The sequence below is a fragment of the Pseudolysinimonas sp. genome (assembly GCF_051954455.1).
GTDB lineage: Bacteria > Actinomycetota > Actinomycetes > Actinomycetales > Microbacteriaceae > Pseudolysinimonas.
Genome location: NZ_JBQCHS010000013.1, coordinates 158143 through 180193, shown reverse-complemented (window position 1 = coordinate 180193; position 22051 = coordinate 158143). Strand labels below are relative to the sequence as shown.

The window sequence follows — 22051 nt, the reverse complement described above, 5'->3', positions numbered from 1 at the left end:
CTTCTACGACGACGGGCCGCTCAGCTACATCGCCGCGCTGCGTTCGCGGCTGCCGGAGAGCGACGCCGATCGCGCGGAGGCGCTGTTCGCGCTGCTCCTCGGCGAGCCGCACCGCCAGCGCCTGCTCGGGCTGCGGCCGGCGCCGGACAGGGCGGAGGCCGCCGCCCACGCGAGCGCCGCCCTGAGCGCGCTCGGGATGACGGGGACGACGAGAGAGGGAGAGCGATGAGCGAACGGACGGTCGGCTTCATCGGCCTGGGGATCATGGGCGTGCCGATGGCGACGAATCTGGTGCGCGCCGGATTCGACGTCGTCGTGTGGGCGCGCTCGGCCGCGCCGGTGGACGAGCTGGTGGCCGCGGGCGCGCGGGCGGCGGGGGACGTGGCCGGCGTTTTCGAGGCGGCGGAGACGGTCATCCTGATGCTGCGCGACGAGCCGGCGGTGGATGCGGTGCTCTCGCGCGGAACGCCGGCGTTCGCCGCGCTGGTCGCCGACCGGACCGTGGTGCAGATGGGCACCTTCACGACGGCGTTCTCGCGCGCGCTCGCCGACGACGTCGCACGGGCGGGAGGCCGCTACGTCGAGGCGCCGGTGTCGGGATCGCGCGGTCCGGCCGTCGACGGCGCGCTCGTGGCGATGCTCGCCGGCGACGACGACGCGGTCGCGGAGGTCGAGCCGCTCATCGACCTGATGTGCGGGGCGCGCTTCCGCTGCGGCGACGTGCCGGCGGCCCTGGCGACGAAGCTCGCGGTCAACTCCTTCCTGATCACCATGGTCACCGGGCTGGCCGAGACCTTCCACATCGCCGAGCGCACCGGCGTCGACCCGGATGTGCTCCGGGCCGTGCTCGACGCGGGTCCGATGGCATCCGTCGTCTCGCGCGGCAAGGCCGCGAAGCTCAGGGAAGGCGACCTCTCGCCGCAGGCGGCGATCGCCGACGTCCGCAAGAACGCCCGGCTCGTGGAGGATGCGGCCGTGGCGACCGGGACGTCTCACCCGCTCAGCCGGGCGAGCCGCGAGCTCTACGACGAGGCGGTGGCGGCCGGGCTCGGTGCCGACGACATGATCGGCGTCATCTCCGCGCTGCGCGCCCGCACCGAGCGGATCGCCGATGCGGCGGGCGATCCCGACTGACGCGGTCCGTCATCCGTCGACGTCGAGCTGCGCGAGGAGCCGTCGCGCCAGGCCCTCGACCTCGTCGTGGAGCTCGGCCGGCCGCCGGATCCGGAAGGGCGCGTCGAGCTGCGCGAGCACCCCGGCCACCCAGTCGAGTCGCTCCGCCTCGATCGTGACGCACCACCATCCCGGATCCTCGGCCAACGCCTGGAGTCGGGCGATCGACTCGGGCAGCAGCCGCCGGATGCGCTCCTCGGGCGCGTGGACCTCCACCTCGACCCGATGCCGGCGCGGCGCGGACGCGAGAGAGGACGTCAGTAGCAGGGCAGGATCGGTCTCCGGCCGGCGGAACCGGCCCGTCCCGATCTCGAGGCGCTCGACGCGGTCGAGTCGGAACGTCCGGACCTCGTCCGATCGCGAGTCGAGCCCCACGAGGTACCAGCGGCCGTGGTGCTCGACCACGCCGTAGGGCAGGACGGTCCGGGTCGTCGTCGTGCCGTCGCGACGGTGGACGACGTGGAGCGGGCGACCCTCCTCGACCGCCCGCGAGGCCGTGAGCAGCGTGTCCGTCGACGCCTCCACCTCCGGGCCCACCGGGTCGGAGTCGGATGTCGTGGCCACGGCGGCCAGCCCGGCGACCTGCCCCGCCACGCGCGTCGGCAGCACCCGGCCCAGCTTCGCGGCGGCGGTCTCCGCGGCGGTGCGCACCCGGGCGGACGGCCCGGACCGCCGGACCGCGCCCAGCCCGAGGACCACCGCGACCGCCTCCTCCGCGTCGAGCATGAGCGGCGGCAGGCGGGCGCCCGCGGCGATGCGGAACCCGCCGTGGCGCCCTCGGACCGACTCGACGGGGATGTCGAGCTCGAGCAGCCGCTCGATGTCGCGCCGCGCGGTCCGCTCGTCGACGCCGAGTCGATCGGCGATCTCGCGGGCGGTGCGGAGGCCGCCGCCCTGCAACAGCTCGATGAGCGCGAGCAGGCGACCCGTAGGGCGCGACATCGACGGATTCCTCCATACCGGGCCGGAATCGCCCGCTTTTGACCCTAGCGTCGGGCTGTCGAAAGGAATCCCATGCACTTCGCCTCCGCCCGCGTCATCACCGACGACGTCGACAGGCTGGTCCCGTTCTACGAGGAGCTCCTGAGCGTCACCGCCGATCGCCCCGCCCCGGTCTTCGCCGTCTTCCGCGCCCCGACGGGCACGCTCGCGATCGGATCGACCGCCACGGTCCCGGTCGTCGGATTCGCCGAGCGCTCCGGCTCCGTGGTCGTCGAGTTCGAAGTCGGGAGCGCCGGCGAGGTCGACGCGGCGTTCGCGAGCCTCCGGGCACTCGGGGCGACGATCGTGCAGGAGCCCACGGTCATGCCGTGGGGCAACCGGTCGCTCCTCGTCGAGGACCCGGACGGCAACCTCGTCAACGTCTTCGCACCGCCGGCCCACTGATCGCGCGACGCGCGCAGGGCGATTGACCCCGGCCCTCCTTCGGGGTAGAACACAAAGGTGATACGTCGCATCTTTGCGCGTACGCGTGTGATCAAAGGGGAACATCGCATGAGACAACGCCGTCTTCTCGTCGCCGCCGGGGTCGCCGCCCTGGTCGCCGGCTTCACCGCCACCGGGGCCGCGCCGGCCATGGCGGCTCCGCCGTCCCGACCGATCGTGATCGTGGTGTCGCCGAAGGGGAACGACCACAACGACGGCGGCATCCGCAGCCCGCTCCGCTCGCTCGCCGCCGCACAGGCGCTCGCGCGCGCGGCCGCGCTCGCCGGTCGCGGGGTGCAGGTGCAGCTGACGAGCGGCACCTACCAGCTCGACAAGCCGCTGACCTTCGACGCCCGCGACTCCGGGCGGCCCGGGCACCCGGTCGAATGGACGGCCGCGCCGGGAGCGACCCCGGTCCTCTCCGGCGGCTCCCCGGTCTCCGGCTGGCGCATGTCCGACGCGTCGAAGAACATCTACGTCGCGTCGGTGCCGAAGGGGCACGACAGCCGGCAGCTGTACAAGAACGACCTCGCCGCGCCGCGGGCGTCGATCGCGATCGCGCGGAGCGACGTCACCGTCACGCCGTCGGGCATGGACATCGTGAACCCGGCGCTCGACTACCTCGCCACGCTGCCGGACCAGAACCGCATCGAGGTCGAGAGCCAGGACTCGTTCACCGATCGCTACGCCGCGGTGCAGAGCATCAGCGGCACGACCGTGACGATGCAGCAGCCGGGCTGGCAGAACAACAACTGGGGCTACGACACGCTCGCTCACCCGTTCGCGGGCGGCCAGCTGCTCCTCGAGAACTCGGCCGCGTTCCTGCAGCCGGGCCAGTGGTACCTCGACCCGACCGCCGGCCGCCTCTACTACCGTGCCGCGAGCGGGGAGGATCCGGCGGCGGAGTCGTTCGTGCTGCCGCGTCTGCAGTCGCTCGTGCAGGTCGCCGGGAGCTATGCGCGGCCCGTGCACGACCTGACGTTCTCGAAGCTGCGGTTCTCGTACTCGACGTGGCTGTCGCCCGGCACCTCGATCGGCTACGCCGACCAGCAGAACGGCGCCTTCATCCCGCGCACCGTTCCGCAGCCGGCCGACTACCTCTCGAGCTGCCAGTCCGGCTGCCCGCTCTTCGAGGGCGCCCGCAATTCCTGGGCGCAGATGCCGGCGGCGGTGCAGGTCGCGGCCGCGAAGACCGTCGCCTTCGCCGACGACACGTTTGCGCACCTCGGCCAGGTCGGACTCGGGATCGGCAACGACGCGGTGGCGAACGGATCGGGCACCGGCCTCGGTGTGGCCGGCGCGACGGTGCACCACAACCTCTTCACCGACCTCGGCGGGGCGGGCGTGGTGGTCGGTGGGATCGCGCCGGATGCGCACCACCCGAGCAGCCCGGCGATGACGGTCTCCGACGTCACGGTCGACGACAACCTCGTGACGGACGTGGCGAAGGACTACAAGGAGATGTCCGGCATCCTCTCGACCTACGTCTCCCACGCGGTCATCAGCCACAACGAGGTCTCGAACCTCGCCTACGACGGCATCGACATCGGCTGGGGCTGGGGTGCGAACGACCCGGGCGGCAGCCCCGACTACCAGAACCGCGGGCTGTACGCGTACCAGCCGGTGTACACGACACCGACCACGCTGAAGGACACCCAGGTCACCGACAACCTCATCCACGGCACGAAGAAGGTGTTCCACGACGGCGGCAGCCTCTACAACCTGTCGGCGAACCCGGGCTCCGTGTTCAGCGGCAACTACATCTACGACAACCGGCACACGGTGGGCCTCTACCTCGACGAGGGGTCGCGCTACGTGACCGAGAAGGACAACGTGGTGCAGGACTCCGGCGTGTGGGTGTTCACGAACGCCAGCAGCACCAACAACACGAGTGACAACCTCATCCAGCACAACTGGTTCAACGGCGGCGTGCAGCAGACGCCGGGTGCCGCGGAGCACCGTAATCAGATCGTCGACAACGTGCAGGTGACCGGCACGGCGTGGCCGGTCGACGCGCAGCAGGTCATCGCGGCGGCCGGCATCGAGCCGGCGCTGCGGACCTTCCCGGGCGTCACGCCGTAGGGACGCGGGGCAGCGGGGTGGTCGCGTCGACGCGCGGCCGCCCCGTTCTCCTGTCGGGGCCGTTCAGCGGATGACGGGATCGCCGTCCGCGTCGCCCACGCCGGCGAGGTCGGTAGCGCCCTCCCAGTCGCCCGGATGCCGGCAGGCGGCGGCGCCCAGGACGGCACCGCGTCGCAGGCGCTCGGCGAGGGGATCCCCGCGGAGGAGGCCGGCCAGGTAGCCGCCGACGAACGCGTCGCCGGCGCCGACCGTGTCGACGACCTCCACGGGCACGGCCTCGGCGCTCTCGCGCTCGCCGTCCTCCGCCGCGGCCACGCCCGCGCCGCCCGCCGTCACGATCACGTGATGGTGCCCGGCCGCGCCGAGCGCGTCGACCGCGTCGGCCGCCGAGCCGCCCGACCAGCGGGGGAGGAGCAGCCCGACCTCGTCGAGCCCGGTGATGAGGATGTCGGCGCGCTCGGCGAGGTCGCGGTGCACCGGCGACGCCTCCTCCGCCGACCAGAGGCGCGAGCGGTGGTTGACGTCGAACGACACGGTCGCCCCGAGCGCGCGGGCGCGGTCGACGGCCGTGAGGGTCGCCTCCCGCGCCTCCGGGGAGAGGGCGGGGGTGATGCCGGTCACGTGCAGGAGCGTCGTGGGCGTGAGGGGGAGGGCCGCGACGTCGTCGAGGTCGAGGCGGCTGCCCGCGCTGCCACGGCGGTAGTACGAGACGCTCGTGCGGGCGCCGGGATGGAGCTCCTTGATCAGCAGTCCGGTGGGCGCGAGCGGGTCGATCCGGGCGATCACCGTGACGCCCTCGGCGCGTAGTTCGCGCACGACGCGGCGGCCGAACGCGTCGTCGCCGACCCGGCCCAGCCAGGTCGCGGGGGTGCCGCTGCGGGCGGCCGCCATGGCGACGTTGGCCTCGGCACCGCCCGTGCCGAGCTCGGCGGTGGAGGCGCGCGAGAGCTCCCGACCGCGGACGACGCCGAGGGCCTCGCCGAAGGTGACGAGGTGGTCGATCACCGGCCGACCGCCGCGCGGAACGTGGCGGCGCGCTCGGCGATCTCGGCGAACCGGTGTTCGCGGATGAGGTCGCGCGGCGCGATCCAGCTCGTGCTGACGCAGAGCACGGGCTCGATCGCGTAGGCGGGGGCCTCGTCGAGGCCGATGCCGCCGCTGGGGACGAACCGGATGTCGGGGAACGGCCCGTGGAGCGCCGCGATCGCGGCGGGGCCGCCGAGCTGCGCGGCGGGGAAGAGCTTGAGGGTGCGGAGCCCGGCCGCGGTGGCGGTCATGACCTCGGTCGCGGTCGCGACGCCGGGGACCGGGAGGACGCCGTGCTTCCGGCAGGCGGCGACGACCTCCGCGCTCCAGCCGGGGCTCACGACGAAGCGCGCGCCCGCGTCGACGGTGGAACGCACCTGGGCCGCGTCGAGGACCGTGCCGGCACCGACGAGGAGACCCGCGCCGGCGACCGCCTCGATCGCGACGAGCCCCGCGGACGTGCGGAGGGTGATCTCGGCGCAGTCGACGCCGCCGTCGCGGAGCGCGCGGGCGAGGTCGGGCGCGTCGGCGGCGTCGTCGAGGACGACGACCGGCAGCACGCCGATCTCCCCGAGCTGCGTCGTGAGGTTCATCGGGCGAGCCATCCGCCGTCGACGGGGATCACGGCGCCGGAGACGTAGTCCGACGCCGAGGAGGCGAGGAACACGGCGACGCCGGCGAGGTCGTCGGGCCGGCCCCAGCGCCCGGCGGGGATCCGGGCGAGGATCGCGGCGGACCGGTCGGGGTCGGCCTGCAGCGCGGCGGTGTTGTCGGTCGCGATGTAGCCGGGCGCGATCGCGTTGACCGAGACGCCGTGCGCGGCCCACTCGTTGCCGAGGGCGCGGGTGAGGCCCGCGATCCCGGACTTCGCGGCCGCGTAGCCGGGGACGTTGATCCCGCCCTGGAAGCTCAGCATGCTCGCGGTGAAGATCACCTTGCCGGAGCCGCGGGCGAGCATCGGGCGGGCCAGCAGCTGGGTGAGGGCGAACTGGCTGGACAGGTCGACCTCGAGCACGCGGTCCCACCATTCCAGCGGGTGCTCGGCGGCGGGAGCGCGTTCGATGGTGCCGGCGTTGTTGACGAGGATGTCGGGCGCGCGCTCCGCGATCTCCTCGCCGAACGCGACCACCGCCTCCCGATCGGCGAAGTCGACGGCGCGCGCCTCGAAGCCGCGCCCGAGCGCGCGGATGCCGGCGCCCAGCTCGTCGTCGCCGCGCTGCTGCGAGCTGACCGCGACGATGTCGGCGCCCGCCTGGGCGAGGGCCTCGGCGATCGCGCGACCGATGCCGCGGCGGGCTCCGGTGACGACGGCGGTCCGCCCGGTCAGGTCGAACAGGCTCATGCGCCGGCTCCCGCGACGTCGACGAGGAGCTTCATCGCGCGACCGGCGGTGAGGTCCTCGATCGCGGCCTGTGTCTGGGCGAGCGGGACGACGCCGGTGACGATCGCGTCGACGGGGATCACCCCGGCGGCGAGCAGCTCCGCCGCCCGCTCGACGTCGGAGCGGCGGTAGACGCGTGCGCCGAGCAGGCGCAGCTCGCGCCAGAAGACGCGCTGCAGGTCGATCTCGCGCGGGGCCCCGTGGATGGCGACGACGACGATCGTGCCGCGCACCTTGGGCAGCGCGGTGAGCGTCTTGACGGCGGCCGCCGACCCGGACACCTCGAACACCACATCGGCGCCGACACCCCCGGTCCACTCGGTCACGAACCCGACCACGTCCGTCGCCGACGGGTCGACGACCTCGAACCCGAGGTCCGCGATCCGCTCCCGGCGGTTCGCGTCGACCTCCGCGATCAGCACCCGGGCGCCCGCGTGGCGGGCGACGGTGCCGATGAGCACCCCGATCGGACCGCCGCCGAGCACCACGACCCGATCGCCGGTCTGCAGCTCCGAGCGGCGGACGTCGTGCACCGCGACCGCCACCGGCTCGACGAGCGCCGCGGTGCGGAGGTCGAGACCGTCCGGCAGCGGCACCGCGATCGAGGCGGGCACGTTCCACCGCTGCTGGAGGGCGCCGGGGGAGTCGATGCCGACGAACTCCAGGTTCTGGCAGATGTGCTGGTTCCCGTCCAGGCATGCCGCGCAGGTGCCGTCCCACACCAGCGGCATCACGGTCAGCGCGTCGCCGACGCTCCAGCCGCTCACCCCGTCGCCGACCGCGGCGACCGTGCCCGACATCTCGTGCCCGAACACCAGGGGCGTCGTCACCCGCGCATCCATCCCGCCGTGCACGATGTGCAGGTCCGTCCCGCAGAGCCCGCAGTACGCGACGGCGATCTGCAATTCGCCCGGTCCCGGCGCCGGAGCGTCGACCGCGACCTCCTCGACGCGTCCGTCACCGACATAAGCCGCACCCTTCATCGGGTGTCCTCTCTCTCGCGCCCACGGAGCGGGGCATTGCAAACATGATACGTATGCCCTTATAGTCGCCACCGACGCACCCGTCGTCAATGAAGTCGACACTCCAAAGGACCCCACATGTTCCGAATCACACGAGCAGGTCACGGCCGCCGCTGGGCGGGCGTGATCGCCGGAGCGGGAGCGATCACCACGCTCCTCGCCCTGGCGGGCTGCAGCAGCAACGGCGGCGCTTCGAACGGGAAGTACGGCTTCCCCGAGGCGCAGCAGGACACCTCCTCCACCATCACCGTCTGGGTCGACGCCGATCGCTCCGCGGCGGTCACGGCGTTCGAGAAGGCCAACCCGAGCATCAAGGTGAAGGCCGTCACCTACGACGGCTCCGCCAACGGCTCGAACTCGTTCAAGACCAAGATGCAGCTCTTCGACCGCGCCGGCTCGGGCTGGCCCGACGTCGTGTTCTCCAGCCAGAACAACGACGCGTCGTGGGCGAGCCAGAAGACGAACGGCAAGCAGGCCTTCGCGGCGCAGCTCGACGGCGGCCTCGTGTCGAAGTCCACGCTGGACGGCTTCACCAAGGGCGCGCTCGACCCCTGCACCGTGAACGGCAAGGTCTACTGCCTCCGCAACGACCTCGCCCCGGTCGTGCTCTGGTACAACAAGACCCTCATGCAGCAGTTCGGCTACGACGTGCCGACCACCTGGGAGCAGTACCAGGCGATCAGCGAGAAGGTCGCGACCGAGCACCCCGGGTACATCACCGGCGCCGTCGGCGACACCTTCGCCTCGGAGATCTACTTCTGGAGCAGCAAGTGCCAGGCCAACGGCATCACCGGCCCGAAGTCGGTGACCGTGAACACGACCAGCAGCGAGTGCAAGCGCATGGCGTCGCTGCTCGACACCACGATCAAGAACGGCACGACGCCGAACATCAGCGTGTTCACGCCGGAGTTCGTCAAGAACGACACCGGCAAGGTGCTGATGATGCCCGGGCCGGCCTGGTACGCGGGCGCGATCTTCAACAACCCGCAGTCGCTCAACCTCCCCAAGGGCGAGCTCGGCGTCGCGCCGCCGCTCAGCTGGAAGGGTGAGGACGCCACCACCGGCGACGTCGGCGGCGGCACCTGGTTCATCAGCAGCCACTCGAAGAACCTGAAGAACGCCGAGAAGTTCGCCGAGTGGGTGACCACCGACGACGCCTACCAGGCCGACATCGCGCCCGGCTACCCGGCCTTCGCCAAGGCTGGAGACGCCTGGATCTCGAAGCAGGAGGGGACCGGCTACTACGGCACCTCGCTGGCGCCGATCACCACCGCCGGATCGCAGATCTGGTCGGGCTGGGGTGCCGGCAGCTTCAGCCAGGAGGCGATCTGGGCCAAGACGATCACGCCCGCGATCGCCAGCGGTCAGAGCCTGGTGAGCCTGCTCCCGACGTGGGAGACCGCCATCAAGAACCAGGCGCAGGTGAACGGCTACACCGTCAAGTGACGACGACGGCTGACGCCCCGCAGGCGGCCGTCGGCGCGGTGACCCCCCGCCGGCGGCCGCCCCGGCGGCACGATGGCGCCACGAGCGGGATGAGCTACCTGTTCGTGAGCCCGTACGCGGTGCTGGTGATCGTCTTCGGCATCCTCCCCGCGATGTACGCGCTCTACCTGTCGCTCACCACCGGCGACGGCGGCTTCGCGGGGCTCGCCAACTACGCGAAGGTGATCGCCGACTTCCGCTTCGTGCCGGCGGTCGTGCACGTCGCGCTGTACCTCGTCATCTGGCTGGTCGCGCTCATCGTCCTGGTGACGCTCCTCGCTCTCGTCGTGCACGCGATCCGCGTGCGGTGGCTGAGCCGCACCCTCCGGTTCGTGTTCTACCTGCCGGGGGCCCTCGCCGGGGCGTCGAGCGTCCTGCTGTGGCTGTTCGTGCTCGACCCGACCGCCAGCCCGGTCGCGGGTCTTCTGCACCTCTTCGGGTTCGGGAGCTTCGTCCAGGTGATCGTTCCGGCGAACCTGCCCGTCATCTTCGCGATCATCGCGTTCTGGACCGGCGCGGGCGGGTGGATCGTCATCATGTACGGCGCCCTCAACAACGTCAGCGACGACATCATCGAAGCCGCCCGCCTCGACGGCGCGGGGGCGGTGCAGATCGCGCTGCGCATTCAGCTGCCGCTGCTGCGCAAGTGGATCTCGTACATGGGCATCATGTCGCTCGCCGCCGGCAGTCAGCTTTTCGTCGAGCCGCAGCTGCTCTCGCAGGCCAGCAACGCGGTGGTGCCCAACGACTACTCGCTGAACCAGCTCGCCTACCAGTACGCGTTCCAGCAGAACGACTTCAACGGCTCGGCCGCCATCTCGCTGCTCCTGCTCGTCATCGCGCTCGCGCTCTCCGCGGTCTTCGTGACCCGCGGTGGCCTCTTCGAAAGGGACTGAGTCATGACGACGCTGGATTCCCGCCTCCCCGCACGCCGCACCCCGGGCCTCAGCGGCTGGAGCGGCCGCACGATCGTCGCGGTCGTGGTGGCGATCTTCGTGCTGTTCTTCGTCATCCCGATGCTCTGGCTGCTGTTCGCCGTGACGAAGTCGGCGCACGGCCTCATCGTCGACAACCCGTTCCTCCCGGGGAGCTTCGACGAGTTCGCCCGCAACTGGAACGAGCTGTTCGGGTTCCAGGACGGCGCCATCGGGCTGTGGGTCGGCAACTCCGCGATCTACACGGTCGGCGCGCTGGTCATCACGCTCGTGGTCAGCATCCCCGCCGGCTACGCGCTGGCCCTCACCGAGTTCCGGCTGCGGCAGACGCTCCTCGTGATCACGCTCGTCGTCATGCTGATCCCGAACACCGCGCTCGTGCTGCCGATCTTCCTCGAGCTGAACGCCGTGGGGCTCATCGGCAATCCGCTCTCGGTCATCCTGCCGATGTCGTTCTTCCCGTTCGGCGTCTACCTGACCTACATCTACTTCTCGACGAGCGTGCCGCGCGACCTGCTCGCCGCGGCGCGGATCGACGGGGCGTCCGAGCTCCAGGTGTTCACGCGGATCGCGCTCCCGCTCGCCGCGCCGATCGTCGCGCTGGTGGCGTTCTTCAGCTTCGTGCAGAACTGGAACAACTTCTTCCTGCCGTTCGTGATGCTGCCCTCGAGCGACGGCTACCCCGTGCAGGTCGGGCTCACCTCGCTGCTCGCGTCGACGCCCGCGTTCAACCCCAGCTCGGCCGGCGCCCAGTCGGTGCAGCTGCCGACGCTCGCCCTGGCCACCATCGTCTCCGTGCTGCCGGTGCTCATCGTCTTCCTCTTCTCGCAGCGCTTCCTGGTCGCCGGCATGACCGCGGGCGGAACGAAGGAATGAACCCCCCGGTCATGAAGGAGCACCCGTGAAGATCACCGGCCACCGCAGCATCGTCACCCAGCACGACTGGGGTCGGCGCATCGGCGACGCGAACGGCGTCATGCCGGACCCGCGCACCGACGTGCACGTGCTGATCCTGGAGACCGACGAGGGTCTCGAGGGCGTGGGCATGGGCGCGCACGGCGACATCGAGCGCGTCTTCGGCGCGATCGAGGGCGAGGATCCCCGCGCCGTCACCGCGCTGTACGACCGGATGCTCGACCGCGTCTTCAAGACCGGGCACGCCGGCGCCACGTTCGGCACGATCGGCGCCGTCGACCAGGCCCTCTGGGACCTCAAGGCGAAGGCCGCGGGGGAGCCGCTCTGGCGGACCCTCGGCGCGCGCGACCGCTACGTGCCCGGCTACGCCTCCGGCCTCGACATCGTCCTCGACGACGACTCGCTCGTGGCGCTCTACGAGCGCTTCGCCGAGCGCGGGTTCGGCGCGGCGAAGCTGAAGGGCGGCCGCGACCTGGATGCCGACATCCGACGGCTCGCCGCCCTCCGCGACGTGCTCGCGCGCAACTCGAGCAGCCCGGCGCTCATGTTCGACGCCAACGAGTCGTGGAATCGTTCGCAGGCGGTGCGGTACGTGACCGCCCTCGAGGAGCACGTCGACCTGACCTGGGTCGAGGAGCCCGTGCGCCGCTGGGACGCGGCCGGCATGGCGTCGGTGCGGCGCGGCATCAAGGCCGCGGTCGCGACCGGGGAGAACCTGACCGGTCTCGAGCAGTACCGTCCGCTCCTCGACGCCGACGCCGTCGACATCGTCCAGGTCGGCAACATCTGGGGCATCACGCACTTCCTCCGCGTCGCGGCGGTCGCGCACGGCCGCGACCTGCCCGTCAGCCCCGTCGCCTACCACGCCAACCCCGTCGCGCACGCGGCCGCGGCGGTACCGAATCACCTCGCGTTCGAGGTGCAGGATCTCGCGTCGCCGATCGGACTGCACGTCGACCAGAGCTACGAGGACGGCGGGATCGTGCTCGGCGACGAGCCGGGGATCGGCATCCGGATCGACGAGCAGGCGGTGGAGCACGCCCGCGCGGTCAACCCGCCCGCCGACGTCGAGGGCACGGCGGTGCGCCCGGGCCGCGCGGGGCTCCGACTCGTGCCCGACGCGCCGCTCGACAGCCCTCTGCCGGAGCGGGCCGCGCGATGAGCGATGAGACCGCGGTTCGACGTTTCGCCTTCACGGTCGGCGTCCGCCCCGAGAGGCGCGAGGAGTACCTCGAGCTGCACCGCAACGTGTGGCCCGGCGTCGAGCAGGCTCTCCGCGACGCGAACATCCGTAACTACTCGATCTTCGCGATCGGCGACGTGCTCTTCGGCTACTGGGAGTACGTGGGCGCCGACTACGAGGCCGACATGGCGCGACTCGACGCCGACCCGCTCTCGCGCGAGTGGCTCACGCACACCGACCCGTGCCAGGTGCGCATCGCCGAGGAGCGGACCCCGGGCGCGCTCTGGCAGCCGATGGACGAGATCTGGCACCTGTCGTGACGATCGACGCCCACGTCCATCTCTGGAACCGGGCCGTCGATCCGCAGGACTGGATCGATCCGGCGACCATGTCGGAGATCGCGCGCGACTTCGGAGCCGGCGACCTCGTCGAGATGCTCGACGCCTCGGGCGCGGAGGCCGCGGTGGTCGTCCAGGCGTCGAACAGCGCGGGGGAGACCGGGCGTCTGCTGGCGCTCGACGAGCCTCGGATCGCGGGCGTCGTGGGCTGGGTCGACCTGACTCGGGATGTGCCCGCGCAGCTCGCGGCGCTCGCCGGGTCGCCGCGGCCGCTCGTCGGCATCCGGCACCTCACGCACATCGACCCCGACCCGGAGTGGCTCGGCCGGCCCGAGGTCGGCGCCGGGCTCGAGGCGCTCGGCGCGGCGGGGCTCGGCTTCGACCTCGTGCTCCGCGCGGCCCAGCTGGGCCTCGCGGCCCGCGTCGCCGGGGAGCGCCCGGGCACGCGCTTCGTGCTCGACCATCTCGGCGGGATCGCCGAGGCCGAGGTCGCCGCCTGGGAGCCGGGGTTCCGCGCGATCGCCCGGCAGGCGAACGTCGTCGCGAAGCTCTCGGGGCTCTGGCGGATGGCCGCGGATCCGGCGGCGCTCGACCGCATCGTCGACGTCGCGCTGGAGGCGTTCGGCCCCGACCGGCTGATGTACGGATCCGACTGGCCGCTGGTGCGGATGGGCGGCGACGCCGCCGGCTGGCGCGCGCTCGTCGACGCGGCCCTCGCTCCGCTCTCCGCCGACGAACGCGCCGACGTGCTGACCGGGACGGCGACGCGGCACTACCGACTGTCGCGATGAGCCCGCACGACCTCTTCTCGCGAGTCCGGCTGGCCGGCGGGGTGCTCGGCATCGGCGGCGGCCCGCTCGGCAACCACGGCGTCGCGATCGACGACGCGACGGCGTCCGCGACGCTCGACCGCGCGTGGGATCGCGGCGTGCGCTACCTCGACACCGCCCCGCACTACGGCCTCGGGCTGTCGGAGCGGCGGGTGGGATCCTTCCTCGCCGACCGGCCCCGCGACGAGTACCTGCTGTCCACGAAGGTCGGGCGGCTCATCCGGCCGAACCCGGAGCCGCGGGCGCTCGACGACGACGGCTTCGTCGTGCCGGGCGACCTCCGCCGGGTGTGGGACTTCACCCTCGACGGCGTGCGCAGCTCGCTCGACGAGAGCCGCGAGCGGCTCGGGGTCGACCCCGACATCCTGCTCGCGCACGACCCCGACCAGGCGCCCGGCGACCCGGTCCGCGAGGCGCTCGCCGCGCTCGCGACGCTCCGCGGCGAGGGGCGCGTGCGGGCGATCGGTGTCGGGACGAACTCCACCGCCGGGCTCGCCGAGCTGCTCGACGCGGGGCTCATCGACGTGGTGATGCTCGCCAACCGCTACTCGCTCCTCGACCCCGGTGCCGTCGACACGGTGCTCGAGCCCGCACGCCGCGCGGGCGCGGCGGTCGTCGCGGTCGGGGTCTACGCGACCGGGTTGCTCGCCACCCCCCGCCCGAGTCCGGATGCGACGTTCGAGTACGGCCCGGCGACGCCCGAGGTCCGGGCGCGGGCCGTGCGCATCGCCGAGATCTGCGAGGCGCACGGGGTCGATCTGCCGACCGCGGCGCTCGCCTTCCCGCAGCGGCATCCCGCGGTCGTCGGCATCGCGGTGGGGATGCGCTCGCCGGCGGAGGTCGACCAGAACGCGGACCGTCTCGCGACGCCCGTGCCCGAGGCTCTCTGGGGCGACCTCGTCAGCGCGGACCTGCTCCCCGCCGCGGCCGCCGGACTGGCCTAGTCGTCGTCGTCCGGCTGGAACCGGCGGTGCTGCCAGGCGTCGAAGATGTGGGCGCGCATCGCCGCCTCGGCGGCCGCCGGGTCGCCCGCGCGGATCGCCTCGACGACGCGGGCGTGCTCCTCGAGGGTCGACTCGAACGCGCCGGGGTAGGCGATGCCCTGGAAGCGGCTGCTCGTCTGCGCCCGACCGTAGAGGTTGCGGGCGATGTTCGCGGCGAGGCGGTTGCCCGAGAGCTCCATGATCGTGAGGTGGAACACGGCGTCGGCCTGCCGGAACACCTCACCCTCCTGCTGCGCCTCGCGCATCGTCTCGAGCGCGTGCTCGATGCGGCTGAGCTGGGCGTCGGTGTGCGAGCTCGCGACGGCGCTCGCCATGACGCCCTCGAGGGCGCCGCGGACCGCGGTGAGGTCGTCGAGCAGCGCCAGCGACCGGTCGTTGTCGATGAGAGCGGCGAGCACCACGGGGTCGAGCATGTTCCAGCTACCGCTCCGGGCGACCTGCGTGCCGCGCCCCTGGGCGACGACCACGAGCCCCTTCTCCTCCAGCCGCTTCGCCGCCTCCCGGATCACGGTGCGGCTCACGCCGAAGCGCTCGCTCAGCGGCCCCTCCGGCGGCAGCAGATCGCCCTCGCCGAACTGGCCCGTCACGATGAGGTCGACCAGGGAGCGGACGACGGCCGCGCTCAGCCGGCGGCCCATGTGGTCGGTGGGGACGCCGGGGCCGTTCTCCGCCGCCGCCGTCATGCCGGAATCCTAGCGATCCGGAGTCCTTCACCGCGTGCTGCGCGGGTCGCCCGCGTAGCCTCGATTCCGATGTCCTGCTTCCGTTCCGTGCCGCTTGCGCGCGCCACCCCCGGGCTGGTGGTGAGGGTGGCGTGAGGGATGACATGGTGGCGCTGCCGGGCGGCGGGTTCCGGATGGGGTCGGGGTTCTACCCGGAGGAGGGGCCGGTCCACGAGGAGTGGGTGGGGCCGTTCGAGCTGGATCGGTATGCGGTGACGAACGCCGATTTCGCGGAGTTCGTGGCGGCGACCGGGTATGTGACGACGGCGGAGCAGCCGCTGGATCCGGCGATGTTCCCGAATGCGGATCTGGCGAGCCTCGAGCCGGGGTCGCTGGTGTTCACCCCGACGGACGGTCCGGTGGATCTGCGGGACTGGCGGCAGTGGTGGCGGTGGGTGCCGGGCGCGAGTTGGCGTCACCCGTATGGGCCCGGGTCGACGGTCGAGGGTCGGGAGGATCATCCGGTGGTGCAGGTCGCCTTCGCGGATGCGGTCGCGTTCGCGGTGTGGGCGGGCAAGCGGCTGGCGACAGAAGCGGAGTGGGAGTACGCCGCGCGCGGCGGCCTGGATCAGGCGGTGTTCGCGTGGGGGGATGAGCCCAACGACGGGATGCGGGCGAACAGCTGGCAGGGCCGGTTCCCGTATCTGAACACGGGCGCCGGGTCGGGGTCGTGGGTCGGGACGGCGCCGGTGGGGAGTTTCCCGCCGAACGGATTCGGGTTGCATGAGATGACCGGCAACACGTGGGAGTGGACCTCGACGTGGTGGACGGACCGGCTGCAGGATCCCGCGACGACGTGCATGTGCTCGCCCGACTCGGCGCGCTCGGGCAGCATCGCGCCGGGGGATGTGACCCCGCGGCACGTGACCAAGGGCGGCTCGCACCTGTGCGCGCCGGAGTACTGCCTGCGCTACCGGCCCGCGGCGCGCAGCGCCCAGACCGAGGACTCCTCCACCACCCACCTCGGCTTCCGCTGCGCCCGGTAACCGGCGCTCCAGGGAAGGCGTCGACCGCTGGGATAGCATGACGCCGCCGCGAGAGCGAGGGGGTCGGATGGCCGACGAGACGCGCGCCGCCACCCTGCACGACGTCGCCCGCGAGGCGGGGGTCTCCCTCGCCACCGCATCACGGGCGCTGAACGGCAGCACGCGCAAGGTCGCGGACGCCTACCGCGAGCGGGTGCTCGCCGCCGCGCACCGCCTGAACTACACGCCGAACCTCGCCGCCCAGGCGGTCGTCCGCGGGAGGACCCGGTCCATCGGGCTGGTCGTCAGCGACATCGAGGACCCATATTTCTCGTCGATCGCCGCGGGCGTGTTCCGCGCGGCGGAGCGGGCGGGTCTGGTGGTCACCATCGCCGTCTCCGACCGGCGCCCGGAGCGGCAGATCGAGCTCGTCGGAGCCCTGCGCAGCCAGCGCCCCCAGGCTCTGCTGCTGGTCGGCAGTCGCGTCGCCGACCCGGCGATCGACGCCCGCCTCGAGAGCGAGCTGCGCGGGTTCCAGGCCGAGGGCGGACGGGTGGCGCTGGTCAGCCAGGAGGGCCTGCCGTTCGACACGGTGGTGCCCGAGAACCGGGAAGGCGCCCGATTGCTGGCCGAGCGCCTGCTCGAGCTCGGCTACCGGCGGTTCGCGCTCCTCACGGGGCCGGCCGGGCTCCTGACCGCCGCGGACCGCACCGCCGGGTACCGCGAAGCGCTCGCGGCCGGCGGGGTCGACCTCCCCGAGGAGCTCGTCGTCCACGCCGAGTTCAGCCGGGACGGGGGGTACGCGGCAGCTGGCGAGCTGCTGCGCCGCGGTCTCGATCTCGATGTGGTGCTGACCGGCAACGACGTCATGGCGGTCGGGGCGATGGCGCGGTTCCGCGAGCACGGGATGGCGCTGCCCGGCGACCTCGCGATCGCGGGTTTCGACGACATCGCGACGCTGCGCGACGTGACGCCGGCGCTCACCACCCTCCACCTGCCGCTCGCCCGTCTCGGGGAGGCGGCCGTCGAGCTCGCGCTGGGCGACCCGGAGCCGGAACCGCGCGCCGTGCGGATCGGTGGCCATGTCGTGGTCCGGCAGAGCACGCCGCCGCGCGGCTGAGCCGCACGATCCCGCTTGCACCGCGGGGCCGCGACGACTACCGTCGCTGGCGGTAAACGCTTTCCAACGGAACGGGACGACGTGTCGCAGACGAGCATCGGCATCATCATGAACGGCGTCTCGGGGCGCATGGGCTACCGGCAGCACCTCGTGCGGTCGATCCTCGCCATCCGGGAGCAGGGCGGGGTGCTGCTCTCCGACGGGAGCCGGGTCATGCCCGAGCCGCTGCTCGTCGGGCGCAGCGGGGAGAAGCTCCGCGAGATCGCCGAGCGCCACGGCCTGGACCACTGGACGACGGACCTCGACGCGGCGCTCGCCGACGACCGCTGGCCCGTCTACGCCGACTTCCTCGTGACCCGCGCCCGGGTGCCCGCCATCACGAGGGCCATCGCCGCCGGCAAGGCGATCTACACCGAGAAGCCGACCGCCGAGACGACGGAGGACGCCCTCGAGCTCGCCCGGCTGGCCACGGAGGCCGGCGTCAAGAACGGCGTCGTGCACGACAAGATCTACCTGCCGGGGCTGCGCAAGCTCCGCCGCCTCGTGGAGTCGGGGTTCTTCGGCCGCATCCTGTCGGTGCGCGGCGAGTTCGGCTACTGGGTCTTCGAGGGCGACTGGCAGGCCGCGCAGCGCCCCAGCTGGAACTACCGCAGCGAGGACGGCGGGGGCATCGTCGTCGACATGTTCCCCCACTGGAACTACGTGCTCGAGACGATCGTGGGGCGGGTCGAATCGGTGTACGCGCGTGCCGTGACCCACATCCCCGAACGCGTGGACGAGGCGGGACGGGCATACGCCGCGACCGCCGACGACGCCGCCTACGCCGTCTTCGAGCTCGAGGGCGGCGTGGTCGCGCAGATCAACTCCAGCTGGGACGTCCGCGTCAACCGCGACGAGCTCGTCGAGTTCCAGGTCGACGGCACCCTCGGCAGCGCGGTCGTCGGACTCTTCGGCTGCAAGATCCAGCCGCGGAACGCGACGCCGAAGCCGACCTGGAACCCCGACATCCCCGACACCCGGGACTACGCCGCGAACTGGATCGAGGTGCCCGACAACGACGGCCTCGAGAACGGGTTCAAGCTGCAGTGGGAGGACTTCATCCGCCACGTCGTCGAGGACGGCCCGCACCCGTACGACCTGCTCGCCGGAGCGCGCGGCGTGCAGCTGGCGGAGATGGGGCTCGAGAGCTCGCGGACCGGCCGGCGTCTCGAGCTGCCCGAGCTGGGCTGACGCCATGAGCGACCTGCTCCTCGTCGACCCGACCGGCCGCACGTCGACCGCCGAGCTTCGCGCGGCGCCCGCGTTCACTCGACCGGCCGCGCCGCTCGCCTCCCGCACCGCCTACGCCGCCGCCCATGTCGTGCCCCGGGCGGCCGCCGAGAACGTGCCCGGCGCGCCGGCCGACATCGACTGGGACGCCACCCTCGCGTTCCGTCACCACGTCTGGTCGTGGGGGCTCGGCGTCGCCGACGCGATGGACACCGCGCAGCGCAACATGGGCCTCGATCCGCCCGCCACGCGCGAGCTGATCGCCCGTAGCGCCCGCGAGGCCGCTTTCGTCGGCGGCGCGCTCGTCGTGGGGGTGAATACCGACCAGGTGGCCGAGGAGTCGATCGCGCTCGACCGTGTCGTCGACGCCTACCTCGAGCAGCTCGCCTTCGCCGAAGACGCCGGGGCCGGCGTCGTGCTCATGGCCTCCCGCCACCTCGCGCGTGCGGCCGACACCCCCGCCGACTACGAGAGGGTCTACCGCGAGGTGCTCGCGCGCGCCTCCCGGCCCGTGGTGCTGCATTGGCTTGGGGCCGCGTTCGATCCGATGCTGGCCGGCTACTTCGGGTCGGACGATGTCGCCACGGCGACCGCCACCGTGATCCGGATCATCGAGGAGAACGTCGACCGGGTCGACGGGATCAAGATGAGCCTCCTCGACGCGGAGGCGGAGATCGCCGTGCGATCGCGCCTGCCCGACGGCGTCACGCTCTACACGGGTGACGACTTCAACTACGTCCGGCTCATCGAGGGCGACGGCGAGCGGCACTCCGACGCCCTGCTCGGCGCGTTCGCGGCGATCGCCCCGAACGCATCCGCGGCGATCCAGGCCCTCGACCGGAGCGATGTCGAGGGGTACCGGGCGATCCTCGAGCCGACCGAGGCGCTCGCCCGCCAGGTCTTCGCGGCTCCCACGTTCTACTACAAGACCGGGGTCGCCTTCCTCTCCTGGCTCAACGGCCACCAGGATGCGTTCGTGATGGTCGGCGGCCTCCACTCGGCGCGGAGTCTGCCGCACCTCTCCGAGATCGTGCGGCTCGCGAACGAGGCCGCCGCGCTCGAGCGACCGGAGCTCGCCGCCGAGCGCTGGCACGCGCTCCTCGCGCTGCACGGGATCGCGCGATGAGCCCGCGGCTCTCCCTGAACCAGGCGACGATCAAGCGCGCAACGCTCCGCGAGGCGCTCGACACGACGCGCACGGCCGGGATCGCCGGCATCGGGCTCTGGCGCGAGCCGGTCGCCGAGGTCGGGGTCGACGACGCCGTACGGCTCGTCGCCGACTCGGGCCTGCGCGTCTCCAGCCTCTGCCGCGGCGGCTTCTTCACCGCCCCCGAAGGGGAGGAGCGGGTGGTGGCGCTCGACGACAACCGGCGTGCGATCGAGGAGACGGCCGCGCTCGCGGCGGCGGGTGCCGACGGGTCCGCGGCCGCGCTCGTGCTGGTGGCGGGCGGGCTGCCGGCCGGCGACCGCGACCTCGCCGGGGCGCGCGAGCGCGTGCGCGACGCGATCGGCGCGCTGGAGGACGATGCCTCGGCCGCGGGCGTGACGCTCGCGATCGAGCCGCTCCACCCGATGTACGCCGCCGACCGCGCCGTCGTCTCGACGCTCGGGCAGGCGATCGACATCGCCGAGCAGTTCGGCCCGGCCGTCGGTGTCGTCGTCGACACCTTCCACGTCTGGTGGGACCCGCAGGTGCTCGAGCAGATCGCCCGCGCGGGCCGCGGCGGACGCATCGCGAGCTATCAGGTCTGCGACTGGATCACCCCGCTGCCGGCCGACGTCCTGCTCGCGCGCGGCGTCCCGGGCGACGGGCACATCGACTTCGGGCCCCTGGGCGCCGCGGTGCGCGACGCCGGATGGACGGGCGACGTCGAGGTGGAGATCTTCCATCAGGACATCTGGGACGCCCCCTTCGCCGAGGTCGCGGCGCGCGTCGCCGTCGCCTTCGACCGCTGGATCGAGCCCACGCTGGTCTGAGCCGAGCGCGCCGACCCCGGGTGAGGGTCCGCGCCCTCGCGGCGCCCCCGCGTCGAACCGCTTGAATCGACGCTTGCGCCTGCCCGGATTCCGTCGTATCTTCATCGTCGAAGCGGTTCGACGATGAACGAGGAGGCGACATGGTCACCATCGGCGACGTCGCCCTCCACGCGGGCGTCTCGCGCAGCACCGTGTCGTACGCGCTCTCGGGCAAGCGCTCGATCTCCGAAGACACCCGCCGCCGGATCGCGGAGGCCATCGCCGACCTCGGCTTCACCCCGAACGCGGGGGCGCGTGCCCTCGCCACGTCGCAGACCATGGTCATCGGCCTCTTCGTCCAGTTCTTCGAGGACGAGTTCTCGCCGGCCATGATGCAGTACGTCCTGCCGGTCTCCGACGCCGCGCGCGAGGCCGGCTACGACATCCTCATGGTCACCGAGCAGGACGGACCGCGGGCGCTCCGCCGGATCGCCGACTCCGGCATGGTCGACGGGATCCTGCTGCTGAACGTCGCGCACGACGACCCCCGGATGCCCGTGCTGCGGAGCGTGCGGCAGCCCGGCGCGATGGTCGGCCTCCCGCGCGACACGACCGGCGTCGACGCCTTCGACCTCTCCTTCGAGGACGGCGCGCGGCTCCTCGTCGACCACCTGCACGAGCTCGGCCACCGCACGGTGGTCCTCATCACGCCGCAGACCCACGTCTTCGAGCGCGGGGGCGCCTACGCCTGGCGGTTCCGCGACGCGGCCCTGCAGCGGGCGGCCGACTACGGCATCCGCGTCTTCTCCTTCCCCGGCGAGACCCGGCAGCCCGAGAGCGGGGCGCAGGTGCAGCGCATCCTCGACGCGACGGGCGAGGCGACCGCCTGGATCGTGCACAACGACGCCACCATCGCCGCGATCCCGCCCGTGCTCCACGCGCGCGGCGTGCGCGTGCCCGAGGACCTGTCGGTCGTCGGGATCTTCTCCGAGGACTTCGGGCGACTGTTCTCGCTGCCGTTCACGGCGGCCGAGACCAACCCGGACAAGCTGGGCCGCGCCGCGGTCCAGGCACTCGTGCGACGGATGGTCGATCCGGACGGCACCGCTGCCGCCGGGGCGAGCTTCATCGCGCCCACGCTCACCGATCGCGGCAGCACCGCGCGTGCCGCCGCGCGCCCCTGAGCACCACCCGCACACCCCGAACACCGCATCATCCGC

General features: G+C 72.5%; 22 protein-coding genes and 1 pseudogene. 17 read left to right on the top strand and 6 right to left on the bottom strand.

Annotation, left to right across the window (positions count from 1 at the left end):
• A pseudogene (locus ACTHM3_RS05635) lies at positions 1–229 on the top strand (TetR/AcrR family transcriptional regulator); the annotation flags it as partial.
• Positions 226–1134 (top strand): NAD(P)-dependent oxidoreductase, encoded by a 909-nt coding sequence (locus tag ACTHM3_RS05630; RefSeq protein WP_440405121.1) that lies wholly within the window; start codon positions 226–228, stop codon positions 1132–1134. The pseudogene ACTHM3_RS05635 and the gene ACTHM3_RS05630, both read left to right, overlap by 4 nt.
• A gap of 9 nt (positions 1135–1143) precedes the next feature.
• On the opposite strand, the gene ACTHM3_RS05625 is transcribed toward ACTHM3_RS05630, so the two are convergent.
• A complete protein-coding gene (locus tag ACTHM3_RS05625) occupies positions 1144–2115 on the bottom strand; it encodes a helix-turn-helix transcriptional regulator (RefSeq protein WP_440405120.1) in 972 nt (323 codons plus the stop codon).
• Between the two features lie 72 nt (positions 2116–2187).
• On the opposite strand from ACTHM3_RS05625, the gene ACTHM3_RS05620 reads away from it, so the two are divergent.
• Positions 2188–2559 carry a VOC family protein gene (locus ACTHM3_RS05620; protein ID WP_440405119.1) on the top strand — a complete coding sequence of 124 codons (372 nt, stop codon included), beginning with the start codon at positions 2188–2190 and terminating at the stop codon, positions 2557–2559.
• Positions 2560–2667: 108 nt separating this feature from the next.
• On the top strand, positions 2668–4680 hold the full coding sequence (locus ACTHM3_RS05615) for a right-handed parallel beta-helix repeat-containing protein (protein ID WP_440405118.1): 2013 nt from the start codon (positions 2668–2670) through the stop codon (positions 4678–4680).
• Between the two features lie 63 nt (positions 4681–4743).
• On the opposite strand, the gene ACTHM3_RS05610 is transcribed toward ACTHM3_RS05615, so the two are convergent.
• Genes ACTHM3_RS05610 through ACTHM3_RS05595 form a run of 4 tightly spaced genes read right to left on the bottom strand, consistent with a single transcriptional unit; the run spans position 4744 to position 8070 of the window.
• Positions 4744–5685 (bottom strand): sugar kinase, encoded by a 942-nt coding sequence (locus tag ACTHM3_RS05610; protein ID WP_440405117.1) that lies wholly within the window; start codon positions 5683–5685, stop codon positions 4744–4746.
• Positions 5682–6299 carry a bifunctional 4-hydroxy-2-oxoglutarate aldolase/2-dehydro-3-deoxy-phosphogluconate aldolase gene (locus ACTHM3_RS05605; RefSeq protein WP_440405116.1) on the bottom strand — a complete coding sequence of 206 codons (618 nt, stop codon included), beginning with the start codon at positions 6297–6299 and terminating at the stop codon, positions 5682–5684. The genes ACTHM3_RS05610 and ACTHM3_RS05605 overlap by 4 nt, the downstream gene beginning before the upstream one ends.
• Positions 6296–7048 (bottom strand): SDR family oxidoreductase, encoded by a 753-nt coding sequence (locus tag ACTHM3_RS05600; RefSeq protein WP_440405115.1) that lies wholly within the window; start codon positions 7046–7048, stop codon positions 6296–6298. Before ACTHM3_RS05600 ends, ACTHM3_RS05605 begins: the two co-directional genes overlap by 4 nt.
• Positions 7045–8070: a zinc-dependent alcohol dehydrogenase gene (locus tag ACTHM3_RS05595; RefSeq protein ID WP_440405114.1), complete on the bottom strand. Its 1026-nt coding sequence runs from the start codon at positions 8068–8070 to the stop codon at positions 7045–7047. Before ACTHM3_RS05595 ends, ACTHM3_RS05600 begins: the two co-directional genes overlap by 4 nt.
• A 117-nt stretch (positions 8071–8187) precedes the next feature.
• On the opposite strand from ACTHM3_RS05595, the gene ACTHM3_RS05590 reads away from it, so the two are divergent.
• From ACTHM3_RS05590 to ACTHM3_RS05560, 7 genes are read left to right on the top strand one after another with little or no spacing between them, the layout of a single operon-like run.
• A complete protein-coding gene (locus tag ACTHM3_RS05590; protein WP_440405113.1) occupies positions 8188–9555 on the top strand; it encodes an ABC transporter substrate-binding protein in 1368 nt (455 codons plus the stop codon).
• A complete protein-coding gene (locus tag ACTHM3_RS05585) occupies positions 9552–10490 on the top strand; it encodes a carbohydrate ABC transporter permease (RefSeq protein WP_440405112.1) in 939 nt (312 codons plus the stop codon). The genes ACTHM3_RS05590 and ACTHM3_RS05585 overlap by 4 nt, the downstream gene beginning before the upstream one ends.
• Positions 10491–10493: 3 nt before the next feature.
• Complete coding sequence (locus ACTHM3_RS05580; protein WP_440405111.1) at positions 10494–11405, top strand: carbohydrate ABC transporter permease; 912 nt, start codon at positions 10494–10496, stop codon at positions 11403–11405.
• Positions 11406–11430: 25 nt separating this feature from the next.
• Positions 11431–12606, top strand: coding sequence for a mandelate racemase/muconate lactonizing enzyme family protein (locus ACTHM3_RS05575; RefSeq protein ID WP_440405110.1), 1176 nt, complete (start codon positions 11431–11433; stop codon positions 12604–12606).
• Positions 12603–12947 (top strand): L-rhamnose mutarotase, encoded by a 345-nt coding sequence (locus tag ACTHM3_RS05570; protein WP_440405109.1) that lies wholly within the window; start codon positions 12603–12605, stop codon positions 12945–12947. Before ACTHM3_RS05575 ends, ACTHM3_RS05570 begins: the two co-directional genes overlap by 4 nt.
• On the top strand, positions 12944–13756 hold the full coding sequence (locus ACTHM3_RS05565; RefSeq protein ID WP_440405108.1) for an amidohydrolase family protein: 813 nt from the start codon (positions 12944–12946) through the stop codon (positions 13754–13756). Before ACTHM3_RS05570 ends, ACTHM3_RS05565 begins: the two co-directional genes overlap by 4 nt.
• Entirely contained in the window at positions 13753–14739 is a 987-nt protein-coding gene (locus tag ACTHM3_RS05560) for an aldo/keto reductase (protein ID WP_440405107.1), read from the top strand. The genes ACTHM3_RS05565 and ACTHM3_RS05560 overlap by 4 nt, the downstream gene beginning before the upstream one ends.
• Here the strand turns inward: ACTHM3_RS05560 and ACTHM3_RS05555 are convergent.
• Positions 14736–15482, bottom strand: coding sequence for a FadR/GntR family transcriptional regulator (locus ACTHM3_RS05555; RefSeq protein WP_440405106.1), 747 nt, complete (start codon positions 15480–15482; stop codon positions 14736–14738). The two genes, ACTHM3_RS05560 and ACTHM3_RS05555, sit on opposite strands and share 4 nt — an antisense overlap.
• A 143-nt stretch (positions 15483–15625) precedes the next feature.
• Here ACTHM3_RS05555 and ACTHM3_RS05550 point away from each other — a divergent pair, with 143 nt between their 5' ends.
• From ACTHM3_RS05550 to ACTHM3_RS05525, 6 genes are all read left to right on the top strand, one after another.
• The gene (locus ACTHM3_RS05550) at positions 15626–16507 is read left to right on the top strand and encodes an SUMF1/EgtB/PvdO family nonheme iron enzyme (RefSeq protein ID WP_440405125.1); all 882 of its coding nucleotides are present in this window, start codon (positions 15626–15628) and stop codon (positions 16505–16507) included.
• A 67-nt stretch (positions 16508–16574) separates the two neighbouring features.
• A complete protein-coding gene (locus ACTHM3_RS05545; RefSeq protein ID WP_440405105.1) occupies positions 16575–17606 on the top strand; it encodes a LacI family DNA-binding transcriptional regulator in 1032 nt (343 codons plus the stop codon).
• Positions 17607–17714: 108 nt separating this feature from the next.
• Positions 17715–18836: a Gfo/Idh/MocA family protein gene (locus ACTHM3_RS05540; protein WP_440405124.1), complete on the top strand. Its 1122-nt coding sequence runs from the start codon at positions 17715–17717 to the stop codon at positions 18834–18836.
• 4 nt (positions 18837–18840) lie between these two features.
• Entirely contained in the window at positions 18841–20001 is a 1161-nt protein-coding gene (locus tag ACTHM3_RS05535) for a dihydrodipicolinate synthase family protein (protein WP_440405104.1), read from the top strand.
• Positions 19998–20852, top strand: a complete 855-nt coding sequence (locus ACTHM3_RS05530) for a sugar phosphate isomerase/epimerase family protein (protein WP_440405103.1) — start codon at positions 19998–20000, stop codon at positions 20850–20852. The genes ACTHM3_RS05535 and ACTHM3_RS05530 overlap by 4 nt, the downstream gene beginning before the upstream one ends.
• Positions 20853–20992: 140 nt before the next feature.
• Complete coding sequence (locus ACTHM3_RS05525; protein ID WP_440405102.1) at positions 20993–22015, top strand: LacI family DNA-binding transcriptional regulator; 1023 nt, start codon at positions 20993–20995, stop codon at positions 22013–22015.
• Positions 22016–22051 lie beyond the last annotated feature (36 nt).

Excerpts from the sequence above, each read along its gene's own strand:
- ACTHM3_RS05630 (WP_440405121.1), top strand. The coding sequence starts at position 226 with ATGAGCGAACGGACGGTCGGCTTCATCGGCCTGGGGATCATGGGCGTG.
- ACTHM3_RS05625 (WP_440405120.1), bottom strand. The coding sequence starts at position 2,115 with ATGTCGCGCCCTACGGGTCGCCTGCTCGCGCTCATCGAGCTGTTGCAG.
- ACTHM3_RS05620 (WP_440405119.1), top strand. The coding sequence starts at position 2,188 with ATGCACTTCGCCTCCGCCCGCGTCATCACCGACGACGTCGACAGGCTG.
- ACTHM3_RS05615 (WP_440405118.1), top strand. The coding sequence starts at position 2,668 with ATGAGACAACGCCGTCTTCTCGTCGCCGCCGGGGTCGCCGCCCTGGTC.
- ACTHM3_RS05605 (WP_440405116.1), bottom strand. The coding sequence starts at position 6,299 with ATGAACCTCACGACGCAGCTCGGGGAGATCGGCGTGCTGCCGGTCGTC.
- ACTHM3_RS05600 (WP_440405115.1), bottom strand. The coding sequence starts at position 7,048 with ATGAGCCTGTTCGACCTGACCGGGCGGACCGCCGTCGTCACCGGAGCC.
- ACTHM3_RS05595 (WP_440405114.1), bottom strand. The coding sequence starts at position 8,070 with ATGAAGGGTGCGGCTTATGTCGGTGACGGACGCGTCGAGGAGGTCGCG.
- ACTHM3_RS05590 (WP_440405113.1), top strand. The coding sequence starts at position 8,188 with ATGTTCCGAATCACACGAGCAGGTCACGGCCGCCGCTGGGCGGGCGTG.
- ACTHM3_RS05580 (WP_440405111.1), top strand. The coding sequence starts at position 10,494 with ATGACGACGCTGGATTCCCGCCTCCCCGCACGCCGCACCCCGGGCCTC.
- ACTHM3_RS05570 (WP_440405109.1), top strand. The coding sequence starts at position 12,603 with ATGAGCGATGAGACCGCGGTTCGACGTTTCGCCTTCACGGTCGGCGTC.
- ACTHM3_RS05560 (WP_440405107.1), top strand. The coding sequence starts at position 13,753 with ATGAGCCCGCACGACCTCTTCTCGCGAGTCCGGCTGGCCGGCGGGGTG.
- ACTHM3_RS05555 (WP_440405106.1), bottom strand. The coding sequence starts at position 15,482 with ATGACGGCGGCGGCGGAGAACGGCCCCGGCGTCCCCACCGACCACATG.
- ACTHM3_RS05550 (WP_440405125.1), top strand. The coding sequence starts at position 15,626 with ATGGTGGCGCTGCCGGGCGGCGGGTTCCGGATGGGGTCGGGGTTCTAC.
- ACTHM3_RS05545 (WP_440405105.1), top strand. The coding sequence starts at position 16,575 with ATGGCCGACGAGACGCGCGCCGCCACCCTGCACGACGTCGCCCGCGAG.
- ACTHM3_RS05540 (WP_440405124.1), top strand. The coding sequence starts at position 17,715 with ATGAACGGCGTCTCGGGGCGCATGGGCTACCGGCAGCACCTCGTGCGG.
- ACTHM3_RS05535 (WP_440405104.1), top strand. The coding sequence starts at position 18,841 with ATGAGCGACCTGCTCCTCGTCGACCCGACCGGCCGCACGTCGACCGCC.
- ACTHM3_RS05530 (WP_440405103.1), top strand. The coding sequence starts at position 19,998 with ATGAGCCCGCGGCTCTCCCTGAACCAGGCGACGATCAAGCGCGCAACG.
- ACTHM3_RS05525 (WP_440405102.1), top strand. The coding sequence starts at position 20,993 with ATGGTCACCATCGGCGACGTCGCCCTCCACGCGGGCGTCTCGCGCAGC.